The organism is Herbaspirillum sp. NPDC087042 (assembly GCF_044745245.1).
Lineage (GTDB): Bacteria > Pseudomonadota > Gammaproteobacteria > Burkholderiales > Burkholderiaceae_D > Herbaspirillum.
Window position 1 is genome coordinate 164,669 of sequence record NZ_JBIUZW010000008.1, and the last position, 25,800, is coordinate 190,468.

Consider the following 25,800-nt stretch of genomic DNA (forward strand, 5'->3'; position numbering starts at 1 on the left):
CCATGCGAGATAGCCTCATCATCGATTGCCACGGCCACTACACCACCGCCCCCCGTGCGCTGGAAGAGTGGCGCAACCGGCAGATCGCCAACCTGAATACGCCCGAACTCGGCCCCAAGGTCGCCGAGCTGAAGATCAGCGACGACGAGCTGCGCGACTCCATCGAGACCAACCAGCTGCGCCTGATGAAGGAGCGTGGCGCCGATCTCACCATCTTCTCGCCGCGTGCGTCCTTCATGGCGCATCACATCGGCGACCTCGACACCAGCCAGACCTGGGCGGCGATCTGCAACGAGCTGTGCCATCGCGTCGCGCAGCTGTTCCCCGATCACTTCATCGGCGCGGCCATGCTGCCGCAGTCGCCCGGGGCCGATATCCGCACGTCCATTGCCGAGATGGAAAAGTGCGTGAAGGAATATGGCTTCGTCGGCATCAACCTCAATCCCGATCCCTCGGGCGGTCACTGGACCTCGCCGCCGCTGTCGGACCGCAGCTGGTATCCGCTCTACGAAAAGATGGTGGAGCTGGACGTGCCAGCCATGATCCATGTGAGCACCAGCTGCAATGCCTGCTTCCACACCACCGGCTCGCACTACCTCAATGCCGATACCACGGCCTTCATGCAGTGCCTGACGTCTGACCTGTTCACGGATTTCCCGACGCTGAAGTTCCTGATTCCGCATGGCGGCGGCGCGGTGCCGTATCACTGGGGCCGCTTCCGCGGGCTGGCGCAGGAGCTGAAGAAGCCGTTGCTCAAGGAGCATCTGCTGAACAACATCTTCTTCGATACCTGCGTCTACCACCAGCCCGGCATTGACCTGCTGACCCGCGTGATCCCGGTGGAGAACGTGCTGTTCGCCTCCGAGATGATCGGTGCGGTGCGCGGCATCGACCCCGAGACCAGCCATTACTACGACGACACCAAGCGCTACATCGAGGCCGCCGATCTCACCCACGAAGAACGCCATCAAATTTACGAAGGCAATGCCCGTCGCGTCTTCCCGCGCCTGGATGCCGCCCTGACACGGAAAGGACTTTGAGCATGAGTACACCGCTGATGAATCAACTGGGCGTGGTCAAGCGCCACATCGTGCGCGCCGATGCCGGCGTGGCAGAACAACTGGGCCGCTACGGTGCGGCCACCGTGCATGAGGCGCAGGGCCGCACCGGGCTGCTCAAGCCCTACATGCGCCCCATCTATGCCGGCGCATCGGTCTCGGGCACCGCGGTGACGGTACTGCTGCACCCGGGCGACAACTGGATGATGCATGTGGTGGCCGAGCAGATCCAGCCCGGCGACATCGTGGTGGCGGCGGTGACCGCCGAATGCACCGATGGCTACTTCGGCGACCTGCTGGCCACCAGTTTCATGGCGCGCGGGGCGAAGGCGCTGATCATCGATGCCGGCGTGCGCGACGTGAAGGTGTTGAAGGAGATGGGCTTCCCGGTCTGGAGCCGCGCCATCAGCGCCAAGGGCACCATCAAGGCCACGCTGGGTTCGGTCAACATCCCGGTGATCTGCGCCGGAGCGCTGGTCCATCCGGGTGACGTGATCGTAGCCGATGACGATGGCGTGGTAGCTGTGCCGGCGGCAGATGCCGCGCGCGTGGCGCAGGTGGCCCAGCAGCGTGAAGACCTGGAGGGGCAGAAGCGTGCCCAGCTCGCCGCCGGCGTGCTGGGACTGGACATGTACAAGATGCGTGGCCCGCTGGAAGCGGCCGGGCTCAGGTATATCGACTGAGGCAGAACCGACCAGAGGAGGAGACCAGAACGACATCAAAAATTGACTGCCATCCCTAAGACAGTCAGGCAAGACAAAAATAAGAAAACGCACAAGCGGCCGACGAGCCGCAGCACCGAGTTGTAGCACACAGCAGGGCCGGCACATCCGCCAGCCCACTCGCCAATCCAAGGAGAAGGAAGACACCATGCAAACCGCATCCCACCCGGCCACCCTCGCTACGGCCACCCCCTCGTCCGGCTGGAAGGACCGCGCCGCGCTGCTCAAGGCCGGCATCATCGGCGGCCTCACCGGCGGCGTCATCATCTGGATCTATGAAGCGCTGGTCTGGGTCGGCGCGCAGCACATGATGCCGCTGGCCGGCATCCCGCGCAACGCCACCGGCCTGGTCTTCGGCCGCGAGGTGCAGGAGTCGCTGGGGCTGCTGGCCTACTTCGTGGGCACCGGCATCCACTTCTTCTTCACGCTGGTGTGGGGCATCCTCTTTGCGGCGCTGTGGCCGCATTTCCGCCGTCGTGGCTATGAGGCGACCTTCGTGGCGCTGTTCTATGCGGTGGTGGCGTGGATCCTGATGCACGTGGCCATCATGATTGCCTCCGACAACCATCCCAACTACTACGACCCGGCCGTCATCATCGGCGGCTTCATGTCGCACCTGTTCTTTACCGTGCCGCTGGCCCTGATCGTCAAGAAGCACTTCGAACGACAGGCCTGAGTTTTTCCGCCCGCATCTGCAACACGTACCGCCCGCGCCTGCGTGGGCGGCGGGGAGCGTGCGCCCCATGCGGACAGCATCGACAACACCAACAACACCGATTTACCCACAGGAGGAGAACCCCCATGCAGTTCAAACACCCCCCCCGATTGCTGCCGGCAGCCTTGCTGCTGGTCGCCAGCCCCGTCGTCCTGGCCCAGAGCTCGGTGACCATCTATGGCGTCATGGATGTCTATACCGCCTACCAGAAGAGCACCGTGGGCGGCAAGGATACTTCGCTCTGGGCCATGGGCAACAATGGCGAGATGACCAGCCGCCTGGGCTTCAAGGGGAGCGAAGACCTGGGCGGCGGCTATCGCGCCACCTTCAACCTGGAAACCGGTTTCGATTCCAGCACCGGCGCGTTGCAGAACAGCTATCGCCTGTTTGACCGCCAGTCCTGGGTGGGCCTGGGTGGTGGCTTCGGCGAGGTGCGCGTGGGCCGGCAGAACAGCGTCATGTTCCTCTACTCGGGCAACATGGATGCCTTTGGCGCGGCCACCTATGGCTCGGCCTACAACAACTTCGCCAACTGGCTGGCGCGGGTGGACAACGACATCAGCTATGTCTCGCCGAAATTCGCCAACTCCAACGTCGAGCTGCACTACTCGGTGGGCGAACGCGCCGGCAGCACGCCTTCCAATGCGGTCTACCAGATCGGCGCGCAGACCCAGCAGGGGCCGCTCTATGTGGGCAGTGCCTACCTGAACGCCAACAACGGCACCAATACCAACAGCGTCAAGCAGTTCATGCTGGGGGGAAACTATGACTACGGCAACGGCAAGGTCTACCTGGCCTTCTTCCGCACCAATGAAGTGATCTCGGCCACCACCGGCAACGTCTTCGTCAATCCGGCCGGCAAGTACGACCCGAGCGGCAACGTGGTCGGCAATACGCCGGGCAACTACCACAACACCTATAGCCTGTCGGCCGACTACCGCCTCAACGCCCAGACCACCATTGGTGCCGGCGGCGGCTACGTCAAGGACAGTTCCAGCTACAACAACAATGCGCGCCAGTTCAGCCTGATCCTGAACTACGACCTGTCCAAGCGCACCCGCCTGTATGCGGTGGCCTCGCGCCTGATCAACCAGAACACGGCCGCCTACAAGATGACCGGCGCCAGCTATACCGCCGGTCAGGCCCTGGTGCCGGATGCGGGCGCCAGCGAGACCGGCGTGCAGCTGGGCATCCGTCACACCTTCTGAGTGTAATGAGCGTGTAGGACGGGCGGGCTAGTGCTGGTCGCGGCTGGCCCGGGCAATCAGCGTATTGAGGAAGGCCCGGGCCGCATTGGGCAGGGTGCGGCCACTGAGGGACTGGATTTCCAGCTGCAGGGTATTCATGTCCTTGTCGCGGATGGGCAGGGCCGCCAGCTGGCCGGCGCGCACCAGCTTCCTGATCGGCAGGCCCGCCGAGAAGCCGATGCCATTGCCCGACATGACGAAGCACAGCAGCGCACTGATGGAGTCGGCCGACAGGGTCGGCTCCAGCAAGACGTTGCGGCGGCTGCAGCAGGCATCGATCAGGCGGCGCATGGTGATGGTCTTCTGCGGCATGGCCAGCGGGTAGGGCGCCAGTTCCGAGAGCGTGACCTGCTTGCGCTGCGCCAGCGGATGCTCGGGATGCATCACCGCCATGATGGGCGCGCGCTGGGCAAATTCCACCTTGATATCGGCATCGGGCGCCATGGTGAAGGTCAGCCCCAGGTCCACCGCGCCTTCGCGGATCTGCTGGGCCACATGCACCGCATTGCCCACCGACAGCTGGAAGCGAATGCCCTTGTGCTGGCGGCAGAAATGCTCGATGGCGCTGGGCACGAATTCCAGCGCGAAACCCTCGGTACAGGCCAGCTTGACCTCGCCGCGCCGCAATCCCTTCAGGGCCGCCAGTTCATTGCCGATGCGCTCGGCTTCCAGCTGCATGCGCAGGGCATGGGCGGCCAGCAGTTCGCCGGCCGCATTGGGACGCATGCCGCGCGAGACCCGCTCGAACAGCGGCGTGTCCAGCTCGGCTTCGAGCCGGGCGATCTGGCGGCTGATTGCCGAGGAGGCCACATTGAGCGTGACGGCCGCCTCCGTGATGGAGCCGCGCCGCACCACTTCAAGAAAGTAGCGCACCGCCGTTTCCTGCAGCACGCGGGTATGGATGGTCGACATGGGGGCATTGTAGGAATGGTTTGCCGATTCGGCAATCAGTTATTCTAAAACTTGTACTTGTGGCAAACCATGCACGGCCTTAGGATGAATCCACGTTACGGAGGGAGCGTCCCGCCGTCGGGCCGGAAGGGAATGCTTCATGGATGCTGCGGTAAAGGATGGCAAGTACAAATACCTGGTGCTGGTCCTGCTGTACCTGGGCTGGTGCGTGTCCTACATCGATCGCGCCGCGATCACCTTCGCGGCCACGCAGATCGCCAGCGAATTCCAGTTGAAGCCCTCCGACCTGGGCATCCTGCTCTCCAGTTTCTTCCTTGGCTACTCGCTGCTGCAATTGCCCGGTGGCTGGCTGGCCGACCGTTTCGGCTCGCGTCCGGTGATCGTCATCTCCATCCTGCTGTGGTCGGTCTTCACCGGCATCACCGGCATGGCCTGGTCCATCACCAGCCTGGTGGTGATCCGTTTCGTGTTCGGGCTGGGCGAGGGCGCCTTCCCGGCGGCCAGCGTCAAGGGCGTGGCCGAGACCTTCACGCGCGAGGAACGGCCCAAGATGTCCTCGCTGCTGATGTCGTCCAACTATATCGGCAGCATGCTGGCGCCGCTGCTGATCGCGCCGCTGATCGTGCACTACGGCTGGCGCGCCGTGTTCCACTATATCGGCATCGCCGGCCTGGTGTTCGCGCTGGTGTACTGGTTCTGCGTGCGCCCGGTGCGCGCCGGTGCGGGTGGCAGCAAGGCCATCAACAAGGCGGCCTTCAAGGCGCTGCTGAAGATGCCGCTGATGTGGCAGATCGTGGCGGTGTGGTTCGGCCTGTCCATCATCAACAAGGGCCTGGACAGCTGGATGCCGACCTACCTGATGACGGTGCGCGGCCTGAACCTGAAATCGGTGGGGCTGCTGTTGCCGCTGCCCTACATCATGGCCGGCCTGTCCACCGCCATCGGCGGCTGGGTGATGGTGCGCTTCTTCGATGGCCGCGAACGCGTGCTGCTGATCGGCAGTTCGCTGCTGACCGCCCTGTTCGTCTATTGCATGTACACCGCGCAAAGCGTCAATGGTGTCATCGCCTACCAGTGCCTGGCCTACTTCTTCAAATCCTTCGTGCTGGCCGTCTGTATCGCCTTGCCGACCAAGATGCTGCAGGCGCAGCTGGTCGGCAGCGGCGTGGGCATGGTCAACCTGGGTGGGCAGCTGGCGGGCTTCATCTCGCCGCTGGTGATCGGTTTCCTGGTCAGCGCCTTTGCCAACTATGATTATGCCTTCGCCTTCCTGATCGGCGCCGCCTTCTTCTCGGTGGTGGTGAGCCTGTTCATCCGTACCCAACGCAGTCCGGCGCACGTGCAGCCGGCCTGAGTCTCTTCAAGGAAAGCCCCATGCAAGACAATACCCTGGTCGAAAAAAGCGCGGTCGAACTGCGCGCCCTGATCGGCAGCAAGCAGGTCTCGCCGGTCGAATTGCTGGATGCCTGCATTGCCCGCATCGAAGACATCAACCCGCACATCAACGCCGTCACCGCCACCTGCTTCGAGCGCGCCCGCGCCGAGGCCCGCGTGGCCGAGCAGGCGGTGCTGGAAGGCCGACCGCTGGGTCTGCTGCACGGCCTGCCCATCGGCATCAAGGACCTGGAAGAAACCGGTGGCCTGTTGACCACCTATGGCTCGCCGATCTATCGCGGCAATGTGCCGGCGCGCGACAACGCCCTGGTGGCACGCCTGCGCGCGGCCGGAGCGATCGTGGCCGGCAAGACCAATGTGCCCGAGATGGGGGCCGGCGCCAACAGCCGTAACACCGTGTGGGGCGCCACCGGCAATCCCTTCAATCCGCTGTTGAATGCCGGTGGTTCCTCGGGCGGTTCGGCCGCGGCCCTGGCGACCGACCTGCTGCCGCTGTGCTCGGGCTCGGACACCGGGGGTTCGCTGCGCATCCCGGCGGCCAAGTGCGGGGTGGTGGGGTTCCGTCCCTCGCCGGGACTGGTGCCCAGCGAGCGCAAGCTGCTGGGCTGGACACCGATCTCGGTGGTCGGCCCCATGGGCCGCGACGTTGCCGATACCGTGCTGCAATTGCGCGCCACCACCGGCCTGCATATGAGCGATCCGCTCAGCTATGCGGTGGCCGAGGGCGAATTTGCCGCCTTGCCGCAGATCGACCTGGCGCAACTGCGCATCGGCTATACCGAGGACTTCGGCGTGTGCGATGTTGATGACGGCATCCGCCAGGTGTTCCGCGACAAGATGGCTGCCATCGGCCGTTTCGTGAAGGTGTGCGAGCCGGTGCAGGTGGACATGGGTGAGGCCCATCGCGCCTTCGACGTGATCCGCGCCGAGAGCTTCGTGGCCGGTTTCGAGGCGGCGTATCGGCGCGATCCTTCCTCGCTGGGGCCCAATACCCGCGCCAACTACGAGCTGGGCGCGGCCATGAGCCTGTCCGACTGCGCCTGGGCGCAGGGCGAGCAGACCCGCATCTTCCGCCGCTTCCAGCAACTCTACGAACGCTACGACCTGATCGTCTCGCCGACCACGCCGGTCTCGCCTTTCCCCTGGAGCGAGCTGTACCTGAAGGAGGTCAATGGCGTCGCCCTGGAAAACTATTACCGCTGGCTGGCCCTGACCTACGTGGTCACGCTGGCGACCAATCCCTCGATCTCGCTGCCTTGCGGACGCGACCATCGTGGCATGCCTTTCGGCTTGCAGGTCACCGGCCCGTTCCGGGGCGATGCGCGCCTGCTGGGCTGCGCGGCGGCGCTGGAGCAGGCTTTCGACGGCGACGTCGCGCTGCGTCGGCCACGTCCCGATATCGCCCAGCTGAAGACGGTGCAGGCGCCGCTGAAGTCCATCGTCACGCATCCGCCTATCTTCGAGGGGCAGGCAGCCGGCGCGGCGGGTGGCCCGGCCGTCTAGTTTTTTCGCGCCCCATACCGATTCCAACGACACATTTTTTATACGGTTAAATCAACATGACCCAGATCCAACGTTTCAATACCAATGCCCGCATGAGCCAGCTGGTGGTGGCCAACGGCTTTGCCTTTGTCTCCGGCCAGGTGCCGGACAACGCCGGAGCACCCATCCCGCAGCAAGCCGCCGAAGTGCTGGCCAAGATCGATGCGCAGCTGCAGGCGCAGGGCATCGCGCGCGAGCAGATCGTCAGCGCCAATGTGTGGCTGTCCAGCCCCGATCACTTCGGCGCCTTCAATGCCGTCTGGGAAGCCTGGGTGCCCGCCGGCCACGCGCCCACCCGCGCCTGCGTGCAAGCCCTGCTGATGCTGCCGGGCCTGGACGTGGAAGTGGCCGTCGTGGCCGCGGTCTGAGCGGGTCGCTACGCAGGAGCATGAGCATGTCTGAACACGCCAGCGTGGATTACCTCATCATCGGCGCCGGCATTGCCGGCGCTTCCATCGCCTACTGGCTGGCGCGCCACGGCAGCGTGCTGCTGGTGGAGCGCGAGTCGCAGCCGGGCTATCACAGCACCGGCCGTTCGGCGGCGCTCTACATGGAAAGCTATGGCCCGCCGCAGGTGCGTGCCCTGACCTGCGCCAGCCGCGCCTTCTTCGACCATCCGCCCGCCGGCTTTGCCGAGCATGCCTTGCTGACTCCGCGTGGCGCGCTCTTCTACGCCACCTCGGCACTGCGCGAGCAACTCGATGCCCATGAAGCGCTGGTGCGCTCGGTCTCCGACAAGGTACAGCGCCTGGACCCGCAGCAGACCCGCGCCATGGTGCCGGTGCTGCGCAGCGACGACATCATCGGCTCGGTCTACGAGGAAGATGCTGCCGATATCGATGTGCATGGTCTGCATCAGGGCTTCCTGCGCGGGGCGCGCGCGGCGGGTGCCCGCGTGTTGTGCGATGCCGAGGTACAGTCCATCGTGCGTGAGGAGCAGGAGGGTGGCCGCTGGTGCGTGCGCACCAGCCAGGGCGAATTGCACGCGGGTGTCATCGTCAATGCCGCCGGGGCCTGGGCCGACGAGATCGGTCGCCTGGCCGGTGCGTCGACTATCGGCCTGCAACCCAAGCGTCGCTCGGCCTTCACCTTCGCCGCACCGCCCGACAGTGAGCACTGGCCGATGTTCATGCCGGTCGATGAATCCTATTACATCAAGCCGGATGCGGGTTTGCTGCTGGGCTCGCCGGCCAATGCCGATCCGGTGGCACCGCAGGATGTGCAGGCCGAGGAACTCGATATTGCCATTGCCATCGATGCCATCCAGACCGGCACCACGCTTGCGATCCGCCGTCCGGCCCATGTGTGGGCAGGCTTGCGCTCCTTCGTGGCCGATGGCAGTTTCGTCGGTGGCTACGATGGCAAGGTGCCGGGCTTCTTCTGGGCGGCGGGGCAGGGCGGCTATGGCATCCAGTCCTCGCCGGCGGCCGGCGAGGCTTATGCTGCGCTGGTGCGCGGCGAACCGGTACCACCGCATATCGCCCGCTTCGGTGTCGATGCGGCGGCCTTGAGCCCGGCGCGGCTGGGCTGATCTGCGCCTCGTAAAAAAAACCGGGGATCGGCCTTGCAGCCGATCCCCGGTTTTTTTGTGCGGTCTTTCCTGCGCCTACTTCAGATAGGCCGGGCGCACATAGCCCGCGAAGCGGTCGTCCAGCGCCTTGCGGTATTGCGCCGAATGGAAGGCCTCGCGCAAGTCCTTGACGTAGGGTTTGTCGAGGTCGGCGCTGCGCACCGCCACCACCATCAGGAAGGAATCGGGCACGCTGGCCAGGTGCAGCGATTGCGTCAGCTTCAGGCCGGCGGCGATGGCGAAGGCGCCATTGACGAAGGCATAGTCGACGTCCTCCAGGGCGCGCGGCATCTGCGCGGCTTCCAGCGGCACCAGCTTGATCTGCTTGAGATTGCTGGCGATGTCGCGCTCCGATGCCGTGGTCGGATTGATATTGGGAGCCAGCTTGATCCAGCCCATCTCCTGCAGCACGCCCAGCGCGCGCGCCATGTTGGTGGCGTCATTGGGCAGGGCCACGGTGGCGCCCGGACGTACTTCGTCCAGCGACTTGTGGCGCTTGCTGTAGACGCCGATGGGCGCGGTGGGGACCTTGACCACTTCGGAGAGCTTCAACTGGTGATCCTGGGCGAAGCGCTTGAGATAGATTTCGTGCTGGAACAGGTTGGCGTCGATGTCGCCATCGGCCAGTGCCAGGTTGGGGCGCACATAGTCGGAGAACTCCACCAGCTTGACCTTGTAGCCCTGCTGTTCCAGCACCGGTACGATGCCGTAGCGCAGCTGGTCGGTATAGGGGCCGGAGGTGGCGCCCAGGCGCAGCGTGGTGTGGGCGGGATCGGCGGCGTGGGCGCCACCGTGCAGCAGGAAGAAGGCGCCGATGGCGAGAGTGAGGGTGAGGGTGAATCGGCGTAACTTTGAATGACGTGACTTCATGTGACAGGATGAGCAGGCAAAGCGTTCATGATAGCGATTCGCCCGCCTGCACCAACCATATTTTCGCCATTTGCTTATGCTGCCGATCCGTCTCAGGCGGCCTGTACCTTGCTCAACGGACGCCAGTCCTGTACGCGGTCGCGGCCATTGTTCTTGGCCAGGTAGAGGGCGTTGTCGGCATGGGTGAAGAGGTCGGCAATGGTGGCGTCAGCCGGAGGAATGCACGAGACCACACCGGCGCTGATGGTCACCACGCCGCTCTGGCTGCCCTCGTGCGGGATCTGTAGTGCACGCACGGCATCGAGCACATGCTGGGCGATGCGGTGGGCAGCGGCCAGTCCGGTATCGGGCAGCAGCAGCGCGAATTCCTCGCCACCGTAGCGGGCGGCCAGGTCGCCCTGGCGGCGTTGCGCGGCCTGCAGCGCGCGCGCCACGCCTTGCAGGCAATAGTCGCCCTGCACATGGCCGTAGAGGTCGTTGAATTTCTTGAACCAGTCCACATCGAACATGACCAGCGCGACCGGGCTCTGGCTGCGCGAGGCGCTCTGCATGGCCTTCTGCAATTGTTCATCCAGGTAGCGGCGGTTGGCCAGTCCGGTCATGCCGTCCAGCAGCGCCTGCGACTTGAGCTTCTCGGCCAGCAACCGCAGGTGCAGGTTCTTCTTCTCGATCTTGTCTTCGGCGTGATCGCGCATCTTGATGACGTAGAGCAGGTAGATCGTCAGCAGGCCGATGATCAGGCTGGCGGAGAAGATCACCAGCAACTGTGCGCGCTGCGCTTTTCTCCAGTCGGTCAGGATGTCGTCGCGGGCCAGGGCGGCGGTGACGAACAGCGGATAGTCGGGCACGCGGGTGAAGTAGTTGAGCCTGACCACGTCATCCTGGGAGGAGCGGATCATCGCCCATCCGGCCGGGCGCCGCTGCACGTTGTCCTTGAACAGCACGGCATCGCTCATGCTCTTGCCCAGGAACTGCGGATCGAAGGGACGACGCAACAGCATGACACCCTCATCGGTGGCCAGCACCAGCGCGCCGCCCCGGCCGATGTCGAAGTCGTTGAACTGGCGGGCGAAGTAATCCACGCTCACGCCGATGCGGATCAGGCCGGCCGGCTTGCCCTGGCGAACCAGGGTGCGGGTCAGCGGAATGATCCATTGGCCGCTGGCCACGCTGCGCACCGGTACGCCGATGTGCAGCAGCTGTGGGCCGGCGCTGGCCGACGTCGCATCCATCTGGGGCGGCAACTGCACTTCGACCCGCTTGCCACCGCTGGCGGCGGGCCAGGCGTGAAGCACGCCGCCGTTCTCGTCGAGGATCTGGATGCTATCCATCTCGGGAAAGAGCACGCTCTGGCGCGCCATCAGTTTTTCCATCAGCAACTGGAAGGCGGCATCGCTGTAGTGGCCTTCCGAGGTCAACTCGGTGAGTTCATGCATCAGCAGGTCGGCGGCACGAAAGCTCAGGTTGACCTGGGTCGAAAGGCTGTTGGCGATGTTCATGGTGTCGACTTCACCGGCCTTGAGGGCGGCATCGCGCCCCGCCAGGCTGCCATTGATGAGCGCGTAGCCGAATATCAGCATGGCCATGACGGCCATGACAAGTGAGGTGATCCTGACCTTGTTGTTCAAGCGCTTGAGGGGCATTGCATTCTCCACGACCATCGGATGGTCGACTGTAACACACAAAAACCAAATAACTCAAATAACATAAATACTGTGTATTTTCATCATGATTATGTGTTGATTCATGCAATATTTTACGGCTGAAAAAATCGTCCGAGTTTGATCTGGATTAAGCGCCCAACTTTATTGATGCTTTCTGAACGGCTTCCATTGGTGATTCCCGCGCGGAAAAATGCCCGTGGGACAAGGGATTGAAGGCCGGCAACACGGTGGTTTTTTCTTGCATAAACAATTTTCATCTTGCAAGAAAACATCGAATTAATCGTATTAACTAAATGCGTTAAATAAATTATTTTTTATCTGCCAACAAGCACGTGTAGGCAGGTCCACACCATGTCCACGTCTTGTCCAGGTCAGGCAGCACGCGGGCAAAGCGGTGAATGAGTGACTTGTCGTGAGAATTGCCGAGGCGTATATTTCCGCATGGAAATAACAAAAAGGAGACTTTCGTTGGCTTTCTCTCGCTACGCGCTACTTATCCTGCTTTCCGTGGGCCTGCTGCTGACGGGATGTAGTCGCTCGCCCAAGGAGCAACTGGCTTACCAGCATGCGGAAGAGCAATACCAGATCAACCAGCGTAACGCCGAGCGCCTGCGTGATCGCGATGAGTCCCAGGATCCGCCGCCGGCCCAGGACGAGTCCGTCCCGGTCACGCCGGTGCGGCAGTAGCGCCGGCGCTACCTCAGCCGGGCGGGCGACATAGCGTCTCCAGCGCGACCAGATCGCCCTGTTCGATGCAGCGCGCGGCCCGCCGATGGAAGACCGTGCAGTGCGGGTGTTCCCGCTGCAGGGTCTCGCACCATTCCAGTAGATCCGATACCGCCCCCAGCTCGATCAGTGCCAGTGCATCCTGCAGCACGGCCGCCGGTGGCAGCGGCATCGGTGCTGCCGGTTCGGGGGAGGCCGCCGGCTCAGGCCGTGTCAGCCCCAGCAGTCGTCCCATGGCATCCTGCAGTTCGAGGAAATTGAGCGGCTTGAGCAGGCAGGCGTCGAAGTGCTCGCCGCCCGCTCCGGCCTGCCCGCCATTGAGGGTGGCCGACAGCAGCAGCACCGGCACGCCCGGCCATCGTCGCCGCGCCGCCTGCAGCACCTGGGCGCCATTGGCGCCGGGCATCAGGTAGTCGGTCAGGACCAGGTCTGCCACCGCCTCTGCGGCCTGCTCCATGCGCGCGATGGCCGCCGTTCCGTCGGCGCAGGTCTCGACGGCAAATCCCAGGCGGCTGAGCTGGTCGCCCAGCAACTGGGCAATCTCGGGGTTGTCCTCCACCACCAGCACCAGGTGTCCGCTGCCATCGATCAGCGGGCGCATGCGGGTGTCTTCCTGGACGTGATGACGCGCCAGGTCGTGTTCGCCGGCCAGCGGAGCCGGCAGGCGCAGCTGCATGCGGGTACCCCGTCCGGGGGCGCTGTCGAGCACGATCTGTCCGCCCATGCGGGTGATCCACTGGCGCACGATGGCCAGGCCCATGCCGATGCCGGGCTGGTTGCGGTCGGCGTCGGCGCGCTCGAAGGGTTCGAAGATGCGCGCCTGGTAACGGGGCGCGATGCCGCAACCGTTGTCGCTGACCTCGATCTCGATGATGTCCGTCTCCTGGGCGGAGCCGGCCGCGTGCCAGCAGGCGCGCAAGCCGATGCGCCCGTGCCGGGTGTACTTGGCGGCGTTGTCGAGCAGGTTGCCCAGGATGCGATGCAGGCGCTTGGCATCCAGTACCAGCACGGCGGGCAGGGCCGGATCGATCTGCAGCGAGAAGGCATTGCCCTGGCGACGCGCCAGCTCGGCGCCCTCCTGGCCGATGGCATGGAGCAGCGCATGGATGTAGAGCGGCGCCGGTTGCGGGGTATCGAGCTGGTCGCCGTGGGCATAGTCGATCAGGTCGTTGACCATGGCCAGCATGTGGCGGGCGCTGCGCACGATGATGCGGCCATAGGCGGCCGGGTCGCCACCGCCCTGCAGCATATCGCCGAAGCCGAGGATGGAGGTCAGCGGCGTGCGCAGGTCGTGGCTGATGCGGGTCAGGAAACCGGTCTTGGCACAGTTGGCCTGGTCGGCGGCCTGCAGGGCTTCGCTCAGGGCCAGGGTGCGTTCGGCGACGGTCTGCTCCAGCTTGAGCTGTTCGCGCACCCGCATGTAGAGCATGGCCCATTGCATCTGCTCATGCTTGCGATGCAGGGCCAGTGCGCGGCCCACTACCATCAGGCTGGTCATGCATAGCAATCCGAGCTGGAACAGCGCGGCGAAATGCCAGTCGGGCAGCAGGCTTTCCGTGAGCAGGCCATTGAGCTCCAGCATCTTGGCCAACATCGCTACCCACGCCAGCGCGAAGGACAACAGCAGCAGGCGCGCATTGTCCAGGGCATGTCGCCAGCCATGCAGCATGGAGACGATCCACAGCAGGTAGCACAGGGCGGCCGCGCCGTTGGCCAGGGGCGCGGCCTGGCGGTACGGGCCCAGTGCGGTCCACAGGGTGATGGCGGCCAGCCCCACGCTCATGAGCTGGTAGAGCCACTTCCACGGCGGCAGGCGACGCAGTTCGACCAGCGCATAGCTCATGCGCAGGTAGAGCAGGGTCATCAGGCACCCCAGGGTGGCCGGTGCCTGGACCAGCCAGGGACCGCCGTCGTCGAGCAGGTAGCGATACAGGTAACCCTGGAAGCTGCAGATAAAGGCCAGCGTCGAGACGATCCAGCCGGCCATCAGCACGAAGCCGTGGTCGCGCCACACGATGCCCTGGATCAGGGCATAGGTCACCAGCAGCAGCGACAGGCCGAGCATGAGGGCCTGCAGTGCCAGTTCGCGCCCTTCCTCCTGGCGAAACGCGGCGGGTTCCCACAGCGACACTTCCAGGTCCAGCAGCGAATCGCTGCGCACGCGCAGGACGAACTGGCGTTGCTGGCCCGGCACCAGGGTCACGGGGAACAGCGGCACATGGGAGAGCACGGCGCGCGCGGCCAGCGGATGGCGGGTGCCGGCTTGCAGCGGGGGCGCCGCCTCGCCATCGATGTGATGGCCGTCTGCCGTCGGTGGCAGCAGCCACAGGCGCACATCCTCCAGTCGTGCCGAGCCCATGCCCAGCCAGCATGTCACGGTGTGCGCGCTGTCATTGCGCAGCTCGCCCCGCAACCAGAACGCGCCGGTGCTATAGCCTTCCTTGAGCAGCGGGGCCGGGATGGCTTCCCAGGTCGGGCTGGCCAGGGCGCCGGCCAGCGCCAGGGCGGCCTCGCGGTCGCGCAGGATCAGCAGTTGCGGAGTGATCACGCGCTTGCCGGTGATGTCGGCCAGCCCGATGGCCTGGGCACCCGACACCGGCAGCGGCAGCGCCAGCACCATCCACAGCATCGCCCGCAGCCATCGGCGCCAGTGCATCTGGCATCCGTCCTAGCGCCGGAACTGGCTGGGTGGCATGCCGAAGCGCTCGCGAAAGGCGGTCGAGAAATTGGCGGTATTGCTGTAGCCCAGCGCCAGTGCGATGGCGCCGATATCGAGCGTGGTATCGGAGAGCAGGCGGCGGGCTTCCTTCATCCGCTCCTCGCGCAGGAAATCGAAGACCGTCACGCCCACGCAATTCTTGAAGGCCGTGCTGAGGCGCCGCGCATTGGTGCCCACGGCGGAGGCCAGGGCATTGAGGCTCAGGGTCTGGTCCAGCTTTTCCAGCATCAGCCGGCGCGCCGCCTGGAACAGCACCACGTCGAAGGTATTGGAGCCGGGCGCGATGTCGATGGCCGCGCTCTCCGACGGCGGCAGGTCTTCATGGGTGCGGCTGCGCAGGTGGATGCACAGGCGCAGGCGTACCTCCTCGAAGTCGAAGGGCTTGGTGATGTAATCCACCGCGCCTGCGGTCAGGCCGGTGATCCTTTCCTCGACGGCCGTGGCCGCCGACAGGAAGACCAGCGGGATGGCGCGCGTGATGGGATTGGCCTTGAGCAGGCGGCAGCTGGTCAGGCCATCGTAGACCGGCATGCGGATATCCATCAGGATCACGTCCGGCCGGATGGTCTGTGCCTTGCGATAACCATCCTGTCCGTCGCGGCCGACATACAGGCGTGCACCCTGCCGGATCAGGAAGTCCGAGAGCAGCATGCGGTCTTCCTCCGAGTCGTCGACGACCAGGATGCGTTGTCCTGAGAGCGGCCCCGTGATGGCCGGATGTAACGGCTTGAGTATCATTGTTGTCCTCGTGGCGAATCTGCGGAAAGTACCCCGAATGTGGAGACAAACGTAGTAAAAAATGCAGAACTGTAAATATTTTTCCCGCCATCACAAAAAAGCGATAAAGAGGCAAAAGAGGGCCTAGGAAAAACTAAAATTTTTACGATAGATTCCTTTCGCACAAGCTCGTCATGCGCTTCCGGCATGGGTTTTGGCGGCGTGCCGAGACGAATCAATTCTAATTTTGGTAGTCGTTTTTCCGATCGTCACTGAGGAAGGGAAAGGGGAATAATGGCAAGGATCATGTTGATTGAGGATGGCATTCGCGTATCGCATTCCATCAGCGCCGTACACCGATTTCTGTTGAGCGAAGATCACAAGGTGACGACGGTGGTCGCCGATGAAGAGCACCTGATGACCTCTGACATCCAGTACGACATCGCGGTCATCGATGTGGGGCGTGCCAGGGGACGGGGATGTGCCATCACCTCGCGTCTGCGCGCCCTGGATGCCCGCCTGGGCATCCTGTTGCTGTCGGGGGATGAAGATCCTGCGGGCATACGCATCACCGGGCTGCAGAGCGGGGCGGACTTCTGCGAGCCCAAGCCACCGATCACGAGTCTGTTGCGTGCCTATCTCGACACGATACTGAGGCGCATCGCGCCGGAGGCGTGGAGCCTGGATACCACGGCCCGCACGCTGCGCGCGCCACACCATGATGCGGTGCCGGTCAATCCGCGCGAGATGGCGTTGCTCAAGCTGCTGGCCGACAGTTCCCAGCATGCAGCCGACCGGTGTGCCATCGCCCATGCCTTTGGTATCGAATGGGTGGGCTTCGATGAGCGCGTGCTGGAAAAGACCGTCAGCCGATTGCGCCGCAAGTGGCGCGACGGCGCCATGTGCGACCTGCCGCTACGCACCATGCATGGCGTGGGCTACTGCTTCACCGAAAAGATCCAGATCTGCTGAGCTATCTGCCGCCTCAGGGCAGTCGGGCCTGCACCTGATTGCCGGCCACCACGAACTTGCCTGCGCCCAGGTGGTGCAGGGTGTGCAGCTCGGCATTGGCCTCGGTGAAATTCCAGTGGCCATTCTCGAAGATGCGGGCATCGGCAGCGGCGGCGACGACTTCGCCGAAGAAGGTGTCGTAGGCCTGTTCGCTGCGGCTCTCGGGCAGCCAGCGGCATTCCAGCCAGGCCGCGCAGCCCTGTTCCAGCACCGGCAGGCCCAGTACCGGGCCGGTGCCGGCGACGATGCCGTGGCGTGCGAACTTGTCGTCGTCGCGACCGGTCTCGCTGCCCACCAGGTAGGTCAGGTCCATCTGCGCCGCACCGGGGACGACGATGCCAAAGTGACCCGATTGCGTGATCAGCTCACGCGTGTAGGTACTCTTGTCGATCACCACGGCGATGCGCGGCGGGGTGAACTCCACCGGCATGGACCAGGCGGCGGCCATGATGTTGCGGCGACCGCCATGGCTGGCCGTGACCAGCACGGTGGGACCGTGGTTGATGAGGCGGCTGGCGTGCTCCAGGGCGACGGGGCGGAACTGGCTGGGATGGGACAAGGCGGACTCCTGTGGCAAGAACAAGGGCCAAGGATGACATAGTTTGCCGCCGGGTGTTTCCGGCCCACCCGGCCGGGCAGCATGAAAAACGGCAGCCGAAGCTGCCGTGGAGGAGCGTGATGAGGCCGCGCTTACTTGCCCCAGCCCAGTACCATCGGATCCAGACGGCGTGCCACGCGCAGCAGGCCTTCGCGCACCTTGGGATGCATCGGTGCCTGCGGATGGCGCAGCATGTCGGACTTGATGACGCCGCCCTCGAGCATCAGTGCCTTGCAGGCGGCCAGGCCACACTGGCGGTTCTCGTAGTTGATCAGCGGCAGCCAGTGCATGTAGAGCTCAGCGGCTTTCTCGGTGTCGCCGGCGAAGTAGGCGTCGACGATCTTGCGGATGCCGTCGGGATAGCCGCCACCGGTCATGGCGCCGGTGGCGCCGGCATCCAGGTCGGGGATCAGGGTGATGGCTTCTTCGCCATCCCAGGGGCCGACCACGGCGTCGCCACCCAGTTCGATCAGCTCGCGCAGCTTGGAGGCGGCACCGGCGGTCTCGATCTTGAAGTAGGAGACGTTCTCGATCTCGCGCGCCATGCGGGCCAGGAAGGACGCGGAGAGCGGCGTGCCGGCCACCGGGGCATCCTGGATCATGATGGGGATGTCGATGGCGTCGGAGACGCGGCCATAGAATTCGTAGATCTGCTTTTCGGATACGCGGAAGGTCGCGCCATGGTAGGGCGGCATCACCATCACCATGGCCGCGCCCGCATCCTGGGCCGCGCGGCTGCGCTCGGCGCAGATCTGGCTGCCGAAGTGAGTGGTGGTGACGATGACGGGCACGCGCCCGGCCACATGCTCCAGTACGGTGTCCTGCACCAGCACGCGCTCGGCGTCGGAGAGCACGAACTGCTCGGAGAAGTTGGCCAGGATGCACAGGCCGTTGGAGCCGGCATCGATCATGAAGTCGATGGCGCGCTTCTGGCCGTCCAGGTCCAGGTTGCCGTGTTCGTCGAAGATGGTCGGGGCGACCGGGAATACGCCGCGGTACAGTGGGGTGCTCATGGAGTCTCCGTGATGGGTGTGGGGTGACGCGCCGGGGTGACACGCTGGGGTGACACGTTCTAATGGCGACGAATATACGTCCACGCCGATGGGCTGTATAGTGAAGACTTTCCATCATGTGATCGCTTTTTGGAATCACCCATGCAACCCGCCACCAGCCTGCAAAGTCTCAACAGTCTCCTGTCCCGCCTGCGCATGAAGCAGTTGCAGCTGCTCATCGCCCTGGACGACCACAAGTCGCTGCACAAGGCCTCCAGCGCCCTGGCCATGACGCAATCGGCGGCCAGCAAGTCGCTGGCCGAGCTGGAGACCTTGCTGGATGCACAATTGTTCGAGCGCACCAAGGCCGGCCTGGTCCCCAACCAGTTCGGCCATTGCATGATCCGCTATGCGCGCCTCATGGCCACCGACCTGGGCTCGCTGTGCGAGGAGATGGCGCAGATCCGCTCGGGCCGGGGCGGCCGGCTGGCGGTGGGGGCGGTGATGGGCGCGGTGCCGCAGATCATCGTGCCGGCGGTGGATGCCTTGCAGCGTCGCCACCCGGAGCTGAGCATCGATATCGTTGAAGACACCAGCGTGCACATGCTGGCGCTGCTGGACGAGGGGCATCTGGATCTGCTGGTGGCGCGTGCCAGCGTCTCGGACAATCCGGGCAAGTATCACTATCAGCCACTGTCGGAAGAACCGCTGTCGGTGGTGGTCTCGGCCGAGCATCCGCGCGTGCGTGGCAAGTCCATGAGCCTGGCGGCGCTGGCCGGGTATCGCTGGATCACCTATCCCAGTCATATGCCCCTGCATGCCGTGCTGGAGCGCGAGATGGACCTGGCGGGCCTGCCCATGCCGGGCAATACCATTTCCACGGCCTCCACCTTCGTGACCGTGGCGCTGTTGCAGCAGGGGGTGGACACGGTGTCCATCCTGCCCACGGCGGTGGCGGAGATGTTCGTGCGGCGCGGGATGTTGCGCATCCTGCCGGTGACGCTGCGCTCGATGTCGCAGACCATCGGCATCGTCACGCGCAAGGGCGGGCAGCTGTCACCGGCGGGCGAGGCCTTCGTGCGACTGCTGCGCCAGCCCTAGGGCCTCAGCGGCCGTCAAGCTGGCGCTGCACTTGCCAGGACAGCGGCAGCGTCAACAGCAGGAACGCCGCCAGCATCTGCAGCGCGACCGGGATGCCGGAGAGATCGCCCAGGCGGCCGAAGAGCACCGGCGAGACCGCACCGGCACCGATGGTACCGGTATAGAACAGGGCGAAGGCATGATCGCGCCTGGCTGCACCCGCCAGTTCCGGTACCGCACCGTAGAGCACCGAGGAAGTGCCGTTGAGGGCCAGGCCCAGCAGGGGCAGCATGGCCATCAGCCAGGACAGCGGTAGCCAGACCGCCAGCAGGATGCACAGCGAGGTCGTGGCCTCGGTCAGCCAGACGGTCTTCATCATGCCGATGCGCGCACCCAGGTAGCCGCACAGCAGCTTGCCGAAGGCACCCCCGACGAACAGCAGCGACAGCGCCAGGCCGATGCCGGCACTGCCGGCGCCCTTGCTGTTGAGCAGGAAGGGCAGGAAGGTCAGAAAGCCCATGCGTACCGCGCTGTCGATGGTGCCGGTGGCCAGCAGCGCCCACATGCCGCCGCGTGCCGCGCCATCGGCGGCAGCGCCCTTGTTCTTGCGCGCAGCGGCGAGCTGGCTGTCGCGCGGGATCAGCCACCACAGCAGCAGGGCCGCAGTCACGCCCAGCGTGCCGATCAGGGCCGCGCCGGTCTGCCAGCTGGCGATGGCCAGCAGCAGGCCGATCAGGCCGGGGATGAGGGTCTTGCCGATATCGCCGGCGAAGTTGTAGTGCGACAGTGCCTCCTTGACCTTGCCGCTGCCCTCGTGGCTATCGGCCACCAGCGACGAGGCCAGCGGATGCTGGGTACTCGCGCCCAGTCCGCCCAGCACCAGCGCCACCAGCAGCCAGCCCATGCCGCTGGCCTGGCTGGCCACCAGATAGGCCAGGCCGGCCAGGGCGGTGCCCCCCACCAGCAGCGGCTTGCGGCCCCAGCGCCGGGCGAAGCGGCTGGCCAGCAATTGCATGCTGGCCATGACGCCCGAATAGGCGCCCCGCAACAGACCCACCATGGCATAGCTGAGCGCGAACTGCGATTGCCACAAGGGCAGCAGCACATAGATCACATCGGTGAGACCGTCATGGACGGCATGGGCGCTGCAGGCGGCGATGAGGCTGCGGCGGCGCATGGTCTGCGGCGGCGTCTCGGTGGTGCTGGTGCTGGTGTTGGCGTAGGGGGTGCTCATGTTCTTGTTCTCTGCGATGGACCACGCTGCTCGGGTTGTCTCGGTGGTATCCGGGGATTCTAGCGGGAATCGATACACCTGGCCCGGCCGGCAGCGCTTGCCTGCTGCGGTGGCCGGGTGTGGCGGATCAGGTTTCCCCTGATGTTCGACGTCATGGCGCGAACCTAGAATGCAGGGCATTCACCGATGCTCCGGGGACAGTGCTCATGGAGGACAAGTACAGAACAAGTACAGGGCGCGGTGAGCTCACGCGCACTCGGGCACAGGCCGCTGCGCATCAGGGGAAGTCTCGATGAAAGCACAATCCGACCGCAAGCTCAGGCCGTCCTGCCGCATGATGTTGCTGCTGGCCGGCCTCGGACTCATTGCCTCGTCGGCCCATGCCAGTGGCCAGGGCGGGCGCGGCGACGACAGCTATGCCGGCGGCAGCGGCACCGCTTCCGGTACGCTGGGCAATGGCGGTACCGGCGGCAATTCGGCGGTGGCCGGCAATGCCGGCAGCGATGCCAGCGGCAATGCCGTCGCGGGCGGCGCCGTGGGTGTGGCCACCGATACCGCCACCGGTACCGTGGATGCCAGCGGTGGCGTGGGTGCCACCGGGCAGGTGGCTGCGGCCAGTGGCAGCCTGGGCAGCGCCGGCACCATCGCCGGTGGCGGTGGCGGCGGTGGCGGCCGCCAGGACATCAACAGCGGCAGCGCCGCCGCCGTGGGCAATGACAGCTTCACGGCGGGTAGCATCAATGGCGGCAATGGCGGTATCGGGCTGCAGCTGCCTGCCGCCAGCCTGGCCTATACCAGCGCGGGTGCCATCACGGGCGGCGGCGGTGGCGGCGGCGGTCACAACTCCTTTTACATGTCCAATGGCGCCTATGTCGCCAGTGCCGGATCGACCAATGGCGGTGCCGGTGGCACGGCGGTTTCGCTGGCGGGCAATGCCGCCAGCTTCAGCAACAGCGGCACGGTCAGCGGCGGCAGTGGCGGTGGCGGCGGGACCTCCTATGCGCTGGCCAACAGCCTCACCGGCACCGGTAGCGTGGTCTCGGCCGGATCGGCCAATGGCGGGGCGGGTGGCACCGGTGTGGATGCCAGCGCCAGCGGTGCTGTCATCGGCAACAGCGGCCAGATCAGCGGTGGCAATGGCGGCAATGGCGGCATGTCGGCGGCCTATGGCACGTATGCCAGCAACAGTACGGCGCTGGGGGGTGCCGGCGGTGTCGGCGTCGCCCTGGCGGGCGGCAATGCCGTGCTCGACAATACCGGCAGCATCTCGGGCGGGCAGGGAGGCGCGGCCGGTGTCTCGGGAACCAGTACCACGGCCGGCATCGGTGCGGTCGGTGTGGCCGTGACCAGTGATGGCAACACCATCATCAATGGCGGCAGCATCGGTGGCGGCTTGCCCGGCAGTGGTGTGGCCAGTGCCCAGGCCGAGGCCGTCAGCATCACTGGCAACAACAATACCGTGCAACTGGGCGCGGCTTACAGCTTCACCGGCAACGTGGTGGTACACGCGGGCAGCGGCAATGTGCTGGCCCTGGGGGGCAGCGCCGGTGGCAGCTTCGACGTGGGCAGCATCGTGTCGGTGCTGCCGGTGGCCTATTCCGGGACCACGCAATTCTATGGATTCTCTTCCTTCGCCAAGACCGGTGCCAGTACCTGGATGCTGACCGGCAGCAACAGCGCCGTGTCGGCGTGGAGCGTCGGCGGTGGCACGCTGCTGGCCAATGCCACGCAAGCCAATACGCTGTTCACCGTCACCAGTGGTGGCACCCTGGACGGCACTGGCAGCATCGGTGCGGTGAACGTCAACAGCGGCGCTATCCTGGCCGCCAGTACCCTGGGTGACGGCCTGAGCATCCATGGTGATCTCGCCCTGGGCAACGGCGCCACCTATCGCGTGGCAGTGGACAGCAGCGGTGCCGCCGGGCTGGTGCGGGTCAATGGCAACCTGGTCATCGGTGCCACCGCCGGCCTGCAGCTGGTGGCGTCGGCGGGGAGCTACAGCGCCGGCACCCGCTATCTCATCGCCAGCTATACCGGCAGTCGCAGCGGCACGTTTGGCTCGGTCACCCACAACTTCGCCTATCTCACGCCCAGCGTTTCCTATGACAGCGGCAGCGTCTCGGTCTTGCTCAACCCCAGCGCCAGCTTCCAGGCGAGCGGATTCAATGCGGCCGCCACGACCAACAACCAGCGCGCGGCAGCCGCTGCGCTCACGCGCATCAATACCGATGGCGGCAGCAGCTTCACGCAGGCGCTGATGACGGCATCCAGCAGCCAGGCAGGCACGGCCCTGAAGTCGGCCAGCGGTGATTCGGCCACGGCGGCGGCACAGGATGCCAGCGCCAGCATCCAGTACGCCCAGCAAGCCATCGGCCAGCGCCTGGCCGTGCTCGATGGGCGCCGGGGTGGGCCGGTCATCGACGAGGATCCCTGGATCAGCCTGTCGGTGACACGCCAGCATCGCGCTACCGGCGATGACGGCGCCAGTGCCTATGACAGCAATGGCAGCATCGTTTCCTTCGGACATGACCAGGCATTGACTGCGGACTGGCTGGTGGGGTTTTCGGTCTCGGCCAGCAACGACCGCACCAGCTATCGCGATGTTGCCGCCGAGGGCCGCAGCGATGGCCTGCAGGGCAGTGTCTATGCGCGCTACCGGCCGCAGGACAGTGCCTGGTTCTTCAAGGGCATGGCTGGACTGGGATGGTGGAGCAATACGCTGGACCGGCAAGTCGTCATGGGCAGCTTTGCCAGCAGCGTGCACGGCAAGTATGCGCTGCGCAGCACCAGTCTCTACGGCGAGGCCGGTTATGCGCTGGCACTGCCAGGCATGGTGGTGGAACCGTATGCGGGCTGGTCGGCCATCCTGACCTGGCGTCCGTCCTATAGCGAGAGCACCCAGGGTGGCAGCGACGGCGTGGCACTCTCCTATGCCAGCCAGCGCACGACGCAGACAGCCGCGGTGTTCGGTGTGCGTCTGCTGGAGGCACCCGCCGAGGCGGGCGCTGCGGCATCGCTGCAATGGCAGGCTGACCTGGCCTGGCGCCATGCCCTGGGCAGCAACGACAATGTGGTCCAGGCCAGTTTCGTGGGCAATGCCGGGGACAACTTCACCGTCCACGGCAGCGCTGGCGGGCGCGACCAGCTTCTGCTGCAAGCCGGATTGAGCCGTGCGATCGCACCGACCGCGGCGCTTTTCGGCAAGGTCGGGGCTACGCTGGGGCAGGGCTACCAGAGCTATGGTGTGCAAGTGGGTTTGCGCTGGTGGTGGTAACACGCTGGCCGCGCTTCCTTCCTTCCTTCCTTCCTTCCTTCTTGCATGTTTCCGTGCGGCATGGCCTGCGCGGCATTCATCTCATGCATGAAAAAAAATTATCGACAGCCGCCTTCAGCCTGATGGTATAGTGATTATACCAGTTAGGAAGTCCAGCCCCAGGGCGGCATTCCGGCCGGTGATGACAAAGAAATAATAAAGAAACAACCACAAAGGCAGCCAGGCGACCGACAAGGTGCATAGCCCCCTAGTCCCTGGCGATCCCCAGCAGAGGTTGTCGTTGAACAGGCACAGCCTCTCAACCCGACAGGAGACAAGACAATAATGGAGACCACCCAGAGTGCCGTCGAAAGATCGGCCATCCGTAAGGTCGCGATGCGGCTAGTGCCGTTCGTGGGCCTGATGTTTTTCATCAACTTTTTGGATCGCACCGCGATTTCCTTTGCCGGTCCCAACGGCATGACCAAGGATCTTGCGCTGACCGCCGCCCAGTTCGGGTTTGCGGCCGGCGTGTTCTTCATCGGCTACGTGCTGCTGGAAATCCCCAGCAACCTGGCCCTGCACAAGTACGGCGCGCGCCGCTGGCTGGCGCGCATCATGGTGACCTGGGGCATCGTGGCCTTGCTCTTCACCTGGGTCAGTAGCGTCGAAGGCCTGTATGCACTGCGCTTCCTGCTGGGCGTGGCCGAGGCCGGCTTCTTCCCCGGCGCGATCCTGTTCCTGAGCATGTGGGTGCCGGCCCGGCATCGTAGCCACATCCTGGCGCTGTTCTACCTGGCCCAGCCGCTGACCATCGTCATCGGCGCACCGGTGGCGGCCCTGCTGATCGAAGCCCATGGCCTGTTCGGCCTGGAAGGCTGGCGCGTGATGTTTGCCGGCGTGGCCCTGCCGGCCATCCTGGTGGGCGTGATCGCCTGGTTCTACCTGGCCGACAAGCCCAGCGAGGCCAAGTGGCTCACCGAGGCCGAGCGCAAGTGGCTCATCGGCGCCCTGCAGGCCGAGCAGAACACCAAGCAGGTCGAGCACAGCGCCCATGCCGGCGCGGCGCTGAAGAACGGTCGTGTCTGGATGCTCTCGGTGGTGTACTTCGGCCTGATCTATGGCCTGTACGCCCTGGCCTTCTTCCTGCCGACAATCATCGGCGGTTTCGAAACCCAGTTTGGTGCCAAGTTCAACGTGTTCCAGAAGGGCTTGATCACCGCCATTCCCTACCTGCCGGCCGCCATCGCGCTGTTCGTGTGGAGCCGTGACGCCACCCGTCGCGGCGTGCGCAGCTGGCATGTGGGCCTGCCGGCCTTGCTGGGAGCCGTGAGCATCCCGGCGGCCCTGTACATGCAGACGCCGGCGGCCACAGTGCTGGCCATTACGGTGACGGCTTGCGCGATCTTCTCGGCACTGCCGACCTTCTGGTCGATCCCGGCGCGCTTCCTCTCCGGTGCGGCAGCGGCGGCGGGCATCGCCCTGATCAATACGGTGGGTAACGCGGCCGGCTTCATGGCGCCCTTCATTACCGGCGCCATCAAGGATGCGACCGGCTCCTACCAGGTGCCGATGTTCGTGGTCGGTGGCCTGATGGCGCTGTCGGCGGTGGTGATCTTCGCCATCGGCGCCGGTTCCCGCGAAGAGGCGGCCGAGCTGCAAGGACGCGTGATCGCCGAGTGAGTGTTCAGGCAAGGATTTAGTTTTCGGGGAAGGGCGGTTGGCCTTCCCCCTCGATAAACCCCGGAAGCCTTGATGGATAAATTAAGTTTCCG

At 65.0% G+C, this 25,800-nt stretch carries 21 protein-coding genes; 13 read left to right on the plus strand and 8 right to left on the minus strand.

Translation table 11 applies throughout. The features are described 5' to 3' along the window. Window positions 1-2: 2 nt before the first annotated feature. The 4 genes from ACIPHN_RS13000 (at window position 3) to ACIPHN_RS13015 (ending at window position 3,703) form a co-directional block, all read left to right on the plus strand. On the plus strand, window positions 3-1,040 hold the full coding sequence (locus tag ACIPHN_RS13000; protein WP_400436727.1) for an amidohydrolase family protein: 1,038 nt from the start codon (window positions 3-5) through the stop codon (window positions 1,038-1,040). A gap of 17 nt (window positions 1,041-1,057) precedes the next feature. Further along, the gene (gene ligK / locus ACIPHN_RS13005; protein ID WP_400436901.1) at window positions 1,058-1,741 is read left to right on the plus strand and encodes a 4-carboxy-4-hydroxy-2-oxoadipate aldolase/oxaloacetate decarboxylase; all 684 of its coding nucleotides are present in this window, start codon (window positions 1,058-1,060) and stop codon (window positions 1,739-1,741) included. Window positions 1,742-1,928: 187 nt separating this feature from the next. Next, entirely contained in the window at window positions 1,929-2,456 is a 528-nt protein-coding gene (locus tag ACIPHN_RS13010; protein ID WP_400436728.1) for a hypothetical protein, read from the plus strand. 125 nt (window positions 2,457-2,581) lie between these two features. Beyond that, on the plus strand, window positions 2,582-3,703 hold the full coding sequence (locus ACIPHN_RS13015; RefSeq protein WP_400436730.1) for a porin: 1,122 nt from the start codon (window positions 2,582-2,584) through the stop codon (window positions 3,701-3,703). A 27-nt stretch (window positions 3,704-3,730) separates the two neighbouring features. Here ACIPHN_RS13015 and ACIPHN_RS13020 read toward each other — a convergent pair whose 3' ends face one another. Further along, complete coding sequence (locus ACIPHN_RS13020) at window positions 3,731-4,654, minus strand: LysR family transcriptional regulator (protein ID WP_400436733.1); 924 nt, start codon at window positions 4,652-4,654, stop codon at window positions 3,731-3,733. Window positions 4,655-4,793: 139 nt separating this feature from the next. Here ACIPHN_RS13020 and ACIPHN_RS13025 point away from each other — a divergent pair, with 139 nt between their 5' ends. From ACIPHN_RS13025 to ACIPHN_RS13040, 4 genes are read left to right on the plus strand one after another with little or no spacing between them, the layout of a single operon-like run. After that, entirely contained in the window at window positions 4,794-6,008 is a 1,215-nt protein-coding gene (locus ACIPHN_RS13025) for an MFS transporter (protein WP_400436735.1), read from the plus strand. Between the two features lie 20 nt (window positions 6,009-6,028). Continuing rightward, window positions 6,029-7,552: an amidase gene (locus tag ACIPHN_RS13030; protein WP_400436738.1), complete on the plus strand. Its 1,524-nt coding sequence runs from the start codon at window positions 6,029-6,031 to the stop codon at window positions 7,550-7,552. Window positions 7,553-7,608: 56 nt separating this feature from the next. Continuing rightward, window positions 7,609-7,959, plus strand: a complete 351-nt coding sequence (locus tag ACIPHN_RS13035; RefSeq protein ID WP_400436740.1) for a RidA family protein — start codon at window positions 7,609-7,611, stop codon at window positions 7,957-7,959. A gap of 26 nt (window positions 7,960-7,985) precedes the next feature. Continuing rightward, on the plus strand, window positions 7,986-9,122 hold the full coding sequence (locus ACIPHN_RS13040; RefSeq protein WP_400436742.1) for an NAD(P)/FAD-dependent oxidoreductase: 1,137 nt from the start codon (window positions 7,986-7,988) through the stop codon (window positions 9,120-9,122). A 75-nt stretch (window positions 9,123-9,197) separates the two neighbouring features. Here the strand turns inward: ACIPHN_RS13040 and ACIPHN_RS13045 are convergent, their stop codons facing one another. After that, window positions 9,198-10,031 carry a MetQ/NlpA family ABC transporter substrate-binding protein gene (locus ACIPHN_RS13045; RefSeq protein ID WP_400436744.1) on the minus strand — a complete coding sequence of 278 codons (834 nt, stop codon included), beginning with the start codon at window positions 10,029-10,031 and terminating at the stop codon, window positions 9,198-9,200. Window positions 10,032-10,123: 92 nt separating this feature from the next. After that, on the minus strand, window positions 10,124-11,674 hold the full coding sequence (locus ACIPHN_RS13050) for a diguanylate cyclase domain-containing protein (RefSeq protein ID WP_400436746.1): 1,551 nt from the start codon (window positions 11,672-11,674) through the stop codon (window positions 10,124-10,126). A 489-nt stretch (window positions 11,675-12,163) separates the two neighbouring features. Here ACIPHN_RS13050 and ACIPHN_RS13055 point away from each other — a divergent pair, with 489 nt between their 5' ends. Further along, window positions 12,164-12,382: a hypothetical protein gene (locus ACIPHN_RS13055; RefSeq protein WP_400436748.1), complete on the plus strand. Its 219-nt coding sequence runs from the start codon at window positions 12,164-12,166 to the stop codon at window positions 12,380-12,382. A gap of 13 nt (window positions 12,383-12,395) precedes the next feature. Here ACIPHN_RS13055 and ACIPHN_RS13060 read toward each other — a convergent pair whose 3' ends face one another. After that, window positions 12,396-15,077 carry a hybrid sensor histidine kinase/response regulator gene (locus tag ACIPHN_RS13060; protein ID WP_400436750.1) on the minus strand — a complete coding sequence of 894 codons (2,682 nt, stop codon included), beginning with the start codon at window positions 15,075-15,077 and terminating at the stop codon, window positions 12,396-12,398. 12 nt (window positions 15,078-15,089) lie between these two features. After that, window positions 15,090-15,878 carry a helix-turn-helix domain-containing protein gene (locus tag ACIPHN_RS13065; protein WP_400436751.1) on the minus strand — a complete coding sequence of 263 codons (789 nt, stop codon included), beginning with the start codon at window positions 15,876-15,878 and terminating at the stop codon, window positions 15,090-15,092. 345 nt (window positions 15,879-16,223) lie between these two features. Here ACIPHN_RS13065 and ACIPHN_RS13070 point away from each other — a divergent pair, with 345 nt between their 5' ends. After that, window positions 16,224-16,829: a response regulator transcription factor gene (locus ACIPHN_RS13070; RefSeq protein WP_400436753.1), complete on the plus strand. Its 606-nt coding sequence runs from the start codon at window positions 16,224-16,226 to the stop codon at window positions 16,827-16,829. A 13-nt stretch (window positions 16,830-16,842) separates the two neighbouring features. On the opposite strand, the gene ACIPHN_RS13075 is transcribed toward ACIPHN_RS13070, so the two are convergent. Together ACIPHN_RS13075 and ACIPHN_RS13080 are read right to left on the minus strand one after the other, a co-directional pair. Then, the gene (locus ACIPHN_RS13075) at window positions 16,843-17,427 is read right to left on the minus strand and encodes a flavin reductase family protein (protein WP_400436755.1); all 585 of its coding nucleotides are present in this window, start codon (window positions 17,425-17,427) and stop codon (window positions 16,843-16,845) included. 131 nt (window positions 17,428-17,558) lie between these two features. Next, a complete protein-coding gene (locus ACIPHN_RS13080) occupies window positions 17,559-18,479 on the minus strand; it encodes a dihydrodipicolinate synthase family protein (RefSeq protein ID WP_400436757.1) in 921 nt (306 codons plus the stop codon). Window positions 18,480-18,620: 141 nt separating this feature from the next. On the opposite strand from ACIPHN_RS13080, the gene ACIPHN_RS13085 reads away from it, so the two are divergent. Beyond that, the gene (locus ACIPHN_RS13085) at window positions 18,621-19,559 is read left to right on the plus strand and encodes a LysR family transcriptional regulator (RefSeq protein ID WP_400436759.1); all 939 of its coding nucleotides are present in this window, start codon (window positions 18,621-18,623) and stop codon (window positions 19,557-19,559) included. 4 nt (window positions 19,560-19,563) lie between these two features. Here the strand turns inward: ACIPHN_RS13085 and ACIPHN_RS13090 are convergent, their stop codons facing one another. Then, complete coding sequence (locus ACIPHN_RS13090; RefSeq protein ID WP_400436761.1) at window positions 19,564-20,772, minus strand: MFS transporter; 1,209 nt, start codon at window positions 20,770-20,772, stop codon at window positions 19,564-19,566. Between the two features lie 292 nt (window positions 20,773-21,064). Here ACIPHN_RS13090 and ACIPHN_RS13095 point away from each other — a divergent pair, with 292 nt between their 5' ends. Both ACIPHN_RS13095 and ACIPHN_RS13100 read left to right on the plus strand, forming a co-directional pair. Beyond that, window positions 21,065-24,046 carry an autotransporter domain-containing protein gene (locus ACIPHN_RS13095; RefSeq protein ID WP_400436762.1) on the plus strand — a complete coding sequence of 994 codons (2,982 nt, stop codon included), beginning with the start codon at window positions 21,065-21,067 and terminating at the stop codon, window positions 24,044-24,046. Window positions 24,047-24,370: 324 nt separating this feature from the next. Continuing rightward, window positions 24,371-25,708 (plus strand): MFS transporter, encoded by a 1,338-nt coding sequence (locus ACIPHN_RS13100; protein WP_400436764.1) that lies wholly within the window; start codon window positions 24,371-24,373, stop codon window positions 25,706-25,708. Window positions 25,709-25,800 lie beyond the last annotated feature (92 nt).

Coding starts and splice junctions, on each gene's coding strand:
- ACIPHN_RS13040 (WP_400436742.1), top strand. CDS start 7,986: ATGTCTGAACACGCCAGCGTGGATTACCTCATCATCGGCGCCGGCATT.
- ACIPHN_RS13035 (WP_400436740.1), top strand. CDS start 7,609: ATGACCCAGATCCAACGTTTCAATACCAATGCCCGCATGAGCCAGCTG.
- ACIPHN_RS13095 (WP_400436762.1), top strand. CDS start 21,065: ATGAAAGCACAATCCGACCGCAAGCTCAGGCCGTCCTGCCGCATGATG.
- ACIPHN_RS13065 (WP_400436751.1), bottom strand. CDS start 15,878: ATGATACTCAAGCCGTTACATCCGGCCATCACGGGGCCGCTCTCAGGA.
- ligK (WP_400436901.1), top strand. CDS start 1,058: ATGAATCAACTGGGCGTGGTCAAGCGCCACATCGTGCGCGCCGATGCC.
- ACIPHN_RS13030 (WP_400436738.1), top strand. CDS start 6,029: ATGCAAGACAATACCCTGGTCGAAAAAAGCGCGGTCGAACTGCGCGCC.
- ACIPHN_RS13090 (WP_400436761.1), bottom strand. CDS start 20,772: ATGAGCACCCCCTACGCCAACACCAGCACCAGCACCACCGAGACGCCG.
- ACIPHN_RS13100 (WP_400436764.1), top strand. CDS start 24,371: ATGGAGACCACCCAGAGTGCCGTCGAAAGATCGGCCATCCGTAAGGTC.
- ACIPHN_RS13020 (WP_400436733.1), bottom strand. CDS start 4,654: ATGTCGACCATCCATACCCGCGTGCTGCAGGAAACGGCGGTGCGCTAC.
- ACIPHN_RS13000 (WP_400436727.1), top strand. CDS start 3: ATGCGAGATAGCCTCATCATCGATTGCCACGGCCACTACACCACCGCC.
- ACIPHN_RS13080 (WP_400436757.1), bottom strand. CDS start 18,479: ATGAGCACCCCACTGTACCGCGGCGTATTCCCGGTCGCCCCGACCATC.
- ACIPHN_RS13010 (WP_400436728.1), top strand. CDS start 1,929: ATGCAAACCGCATCCCACCCGGCCACCCTCGCTACGGCCACCCCCTCG.
- ACIPHN_RS13050 (WP_400436746.1), bottom strand. CDS start 11,674: ATGCCCCTCAAGCGCTTGAACAACAAGGTCAGGATCACCTCACTTGTC.
- ACIPHN_RS13060 (WP_400436750.1), bottom strand. CDS start 15,077: ATGCACTGGCGCCGATGGCTGCGGGCGATGCTGTGGATGGTGCTGGCG.
- ACIPHN_RS13045 (WP_400436744.1), bottom strand. CDS start 10,031: ATGAAGTCACGTCATTCAAAGTTACGCCGATTCACCCTCACCCTCACT.
- ACIPHN_RS13025 (WP_400436735.1), top strand. CDS start 4,794: ATGGATGCTGCGGTAAAGGATGGCAAGTACAAATACCTGGTGCTGGTC.
- ACIPHN_RS13015 (WP_400436730.1), top strand. CDS start 2,582: ATGCAGTTCAAACACCCCCCCCGATTGCTGCCGGCAGCCTTGCTGCTG.
- ACIPHN_RS13085 (WP_400436759.1), top strand. CDS start 18,621: ATGCAACCCGCCACCAGCCTGCAAAGTCTCAACAGTCTCCTGTCCCGC.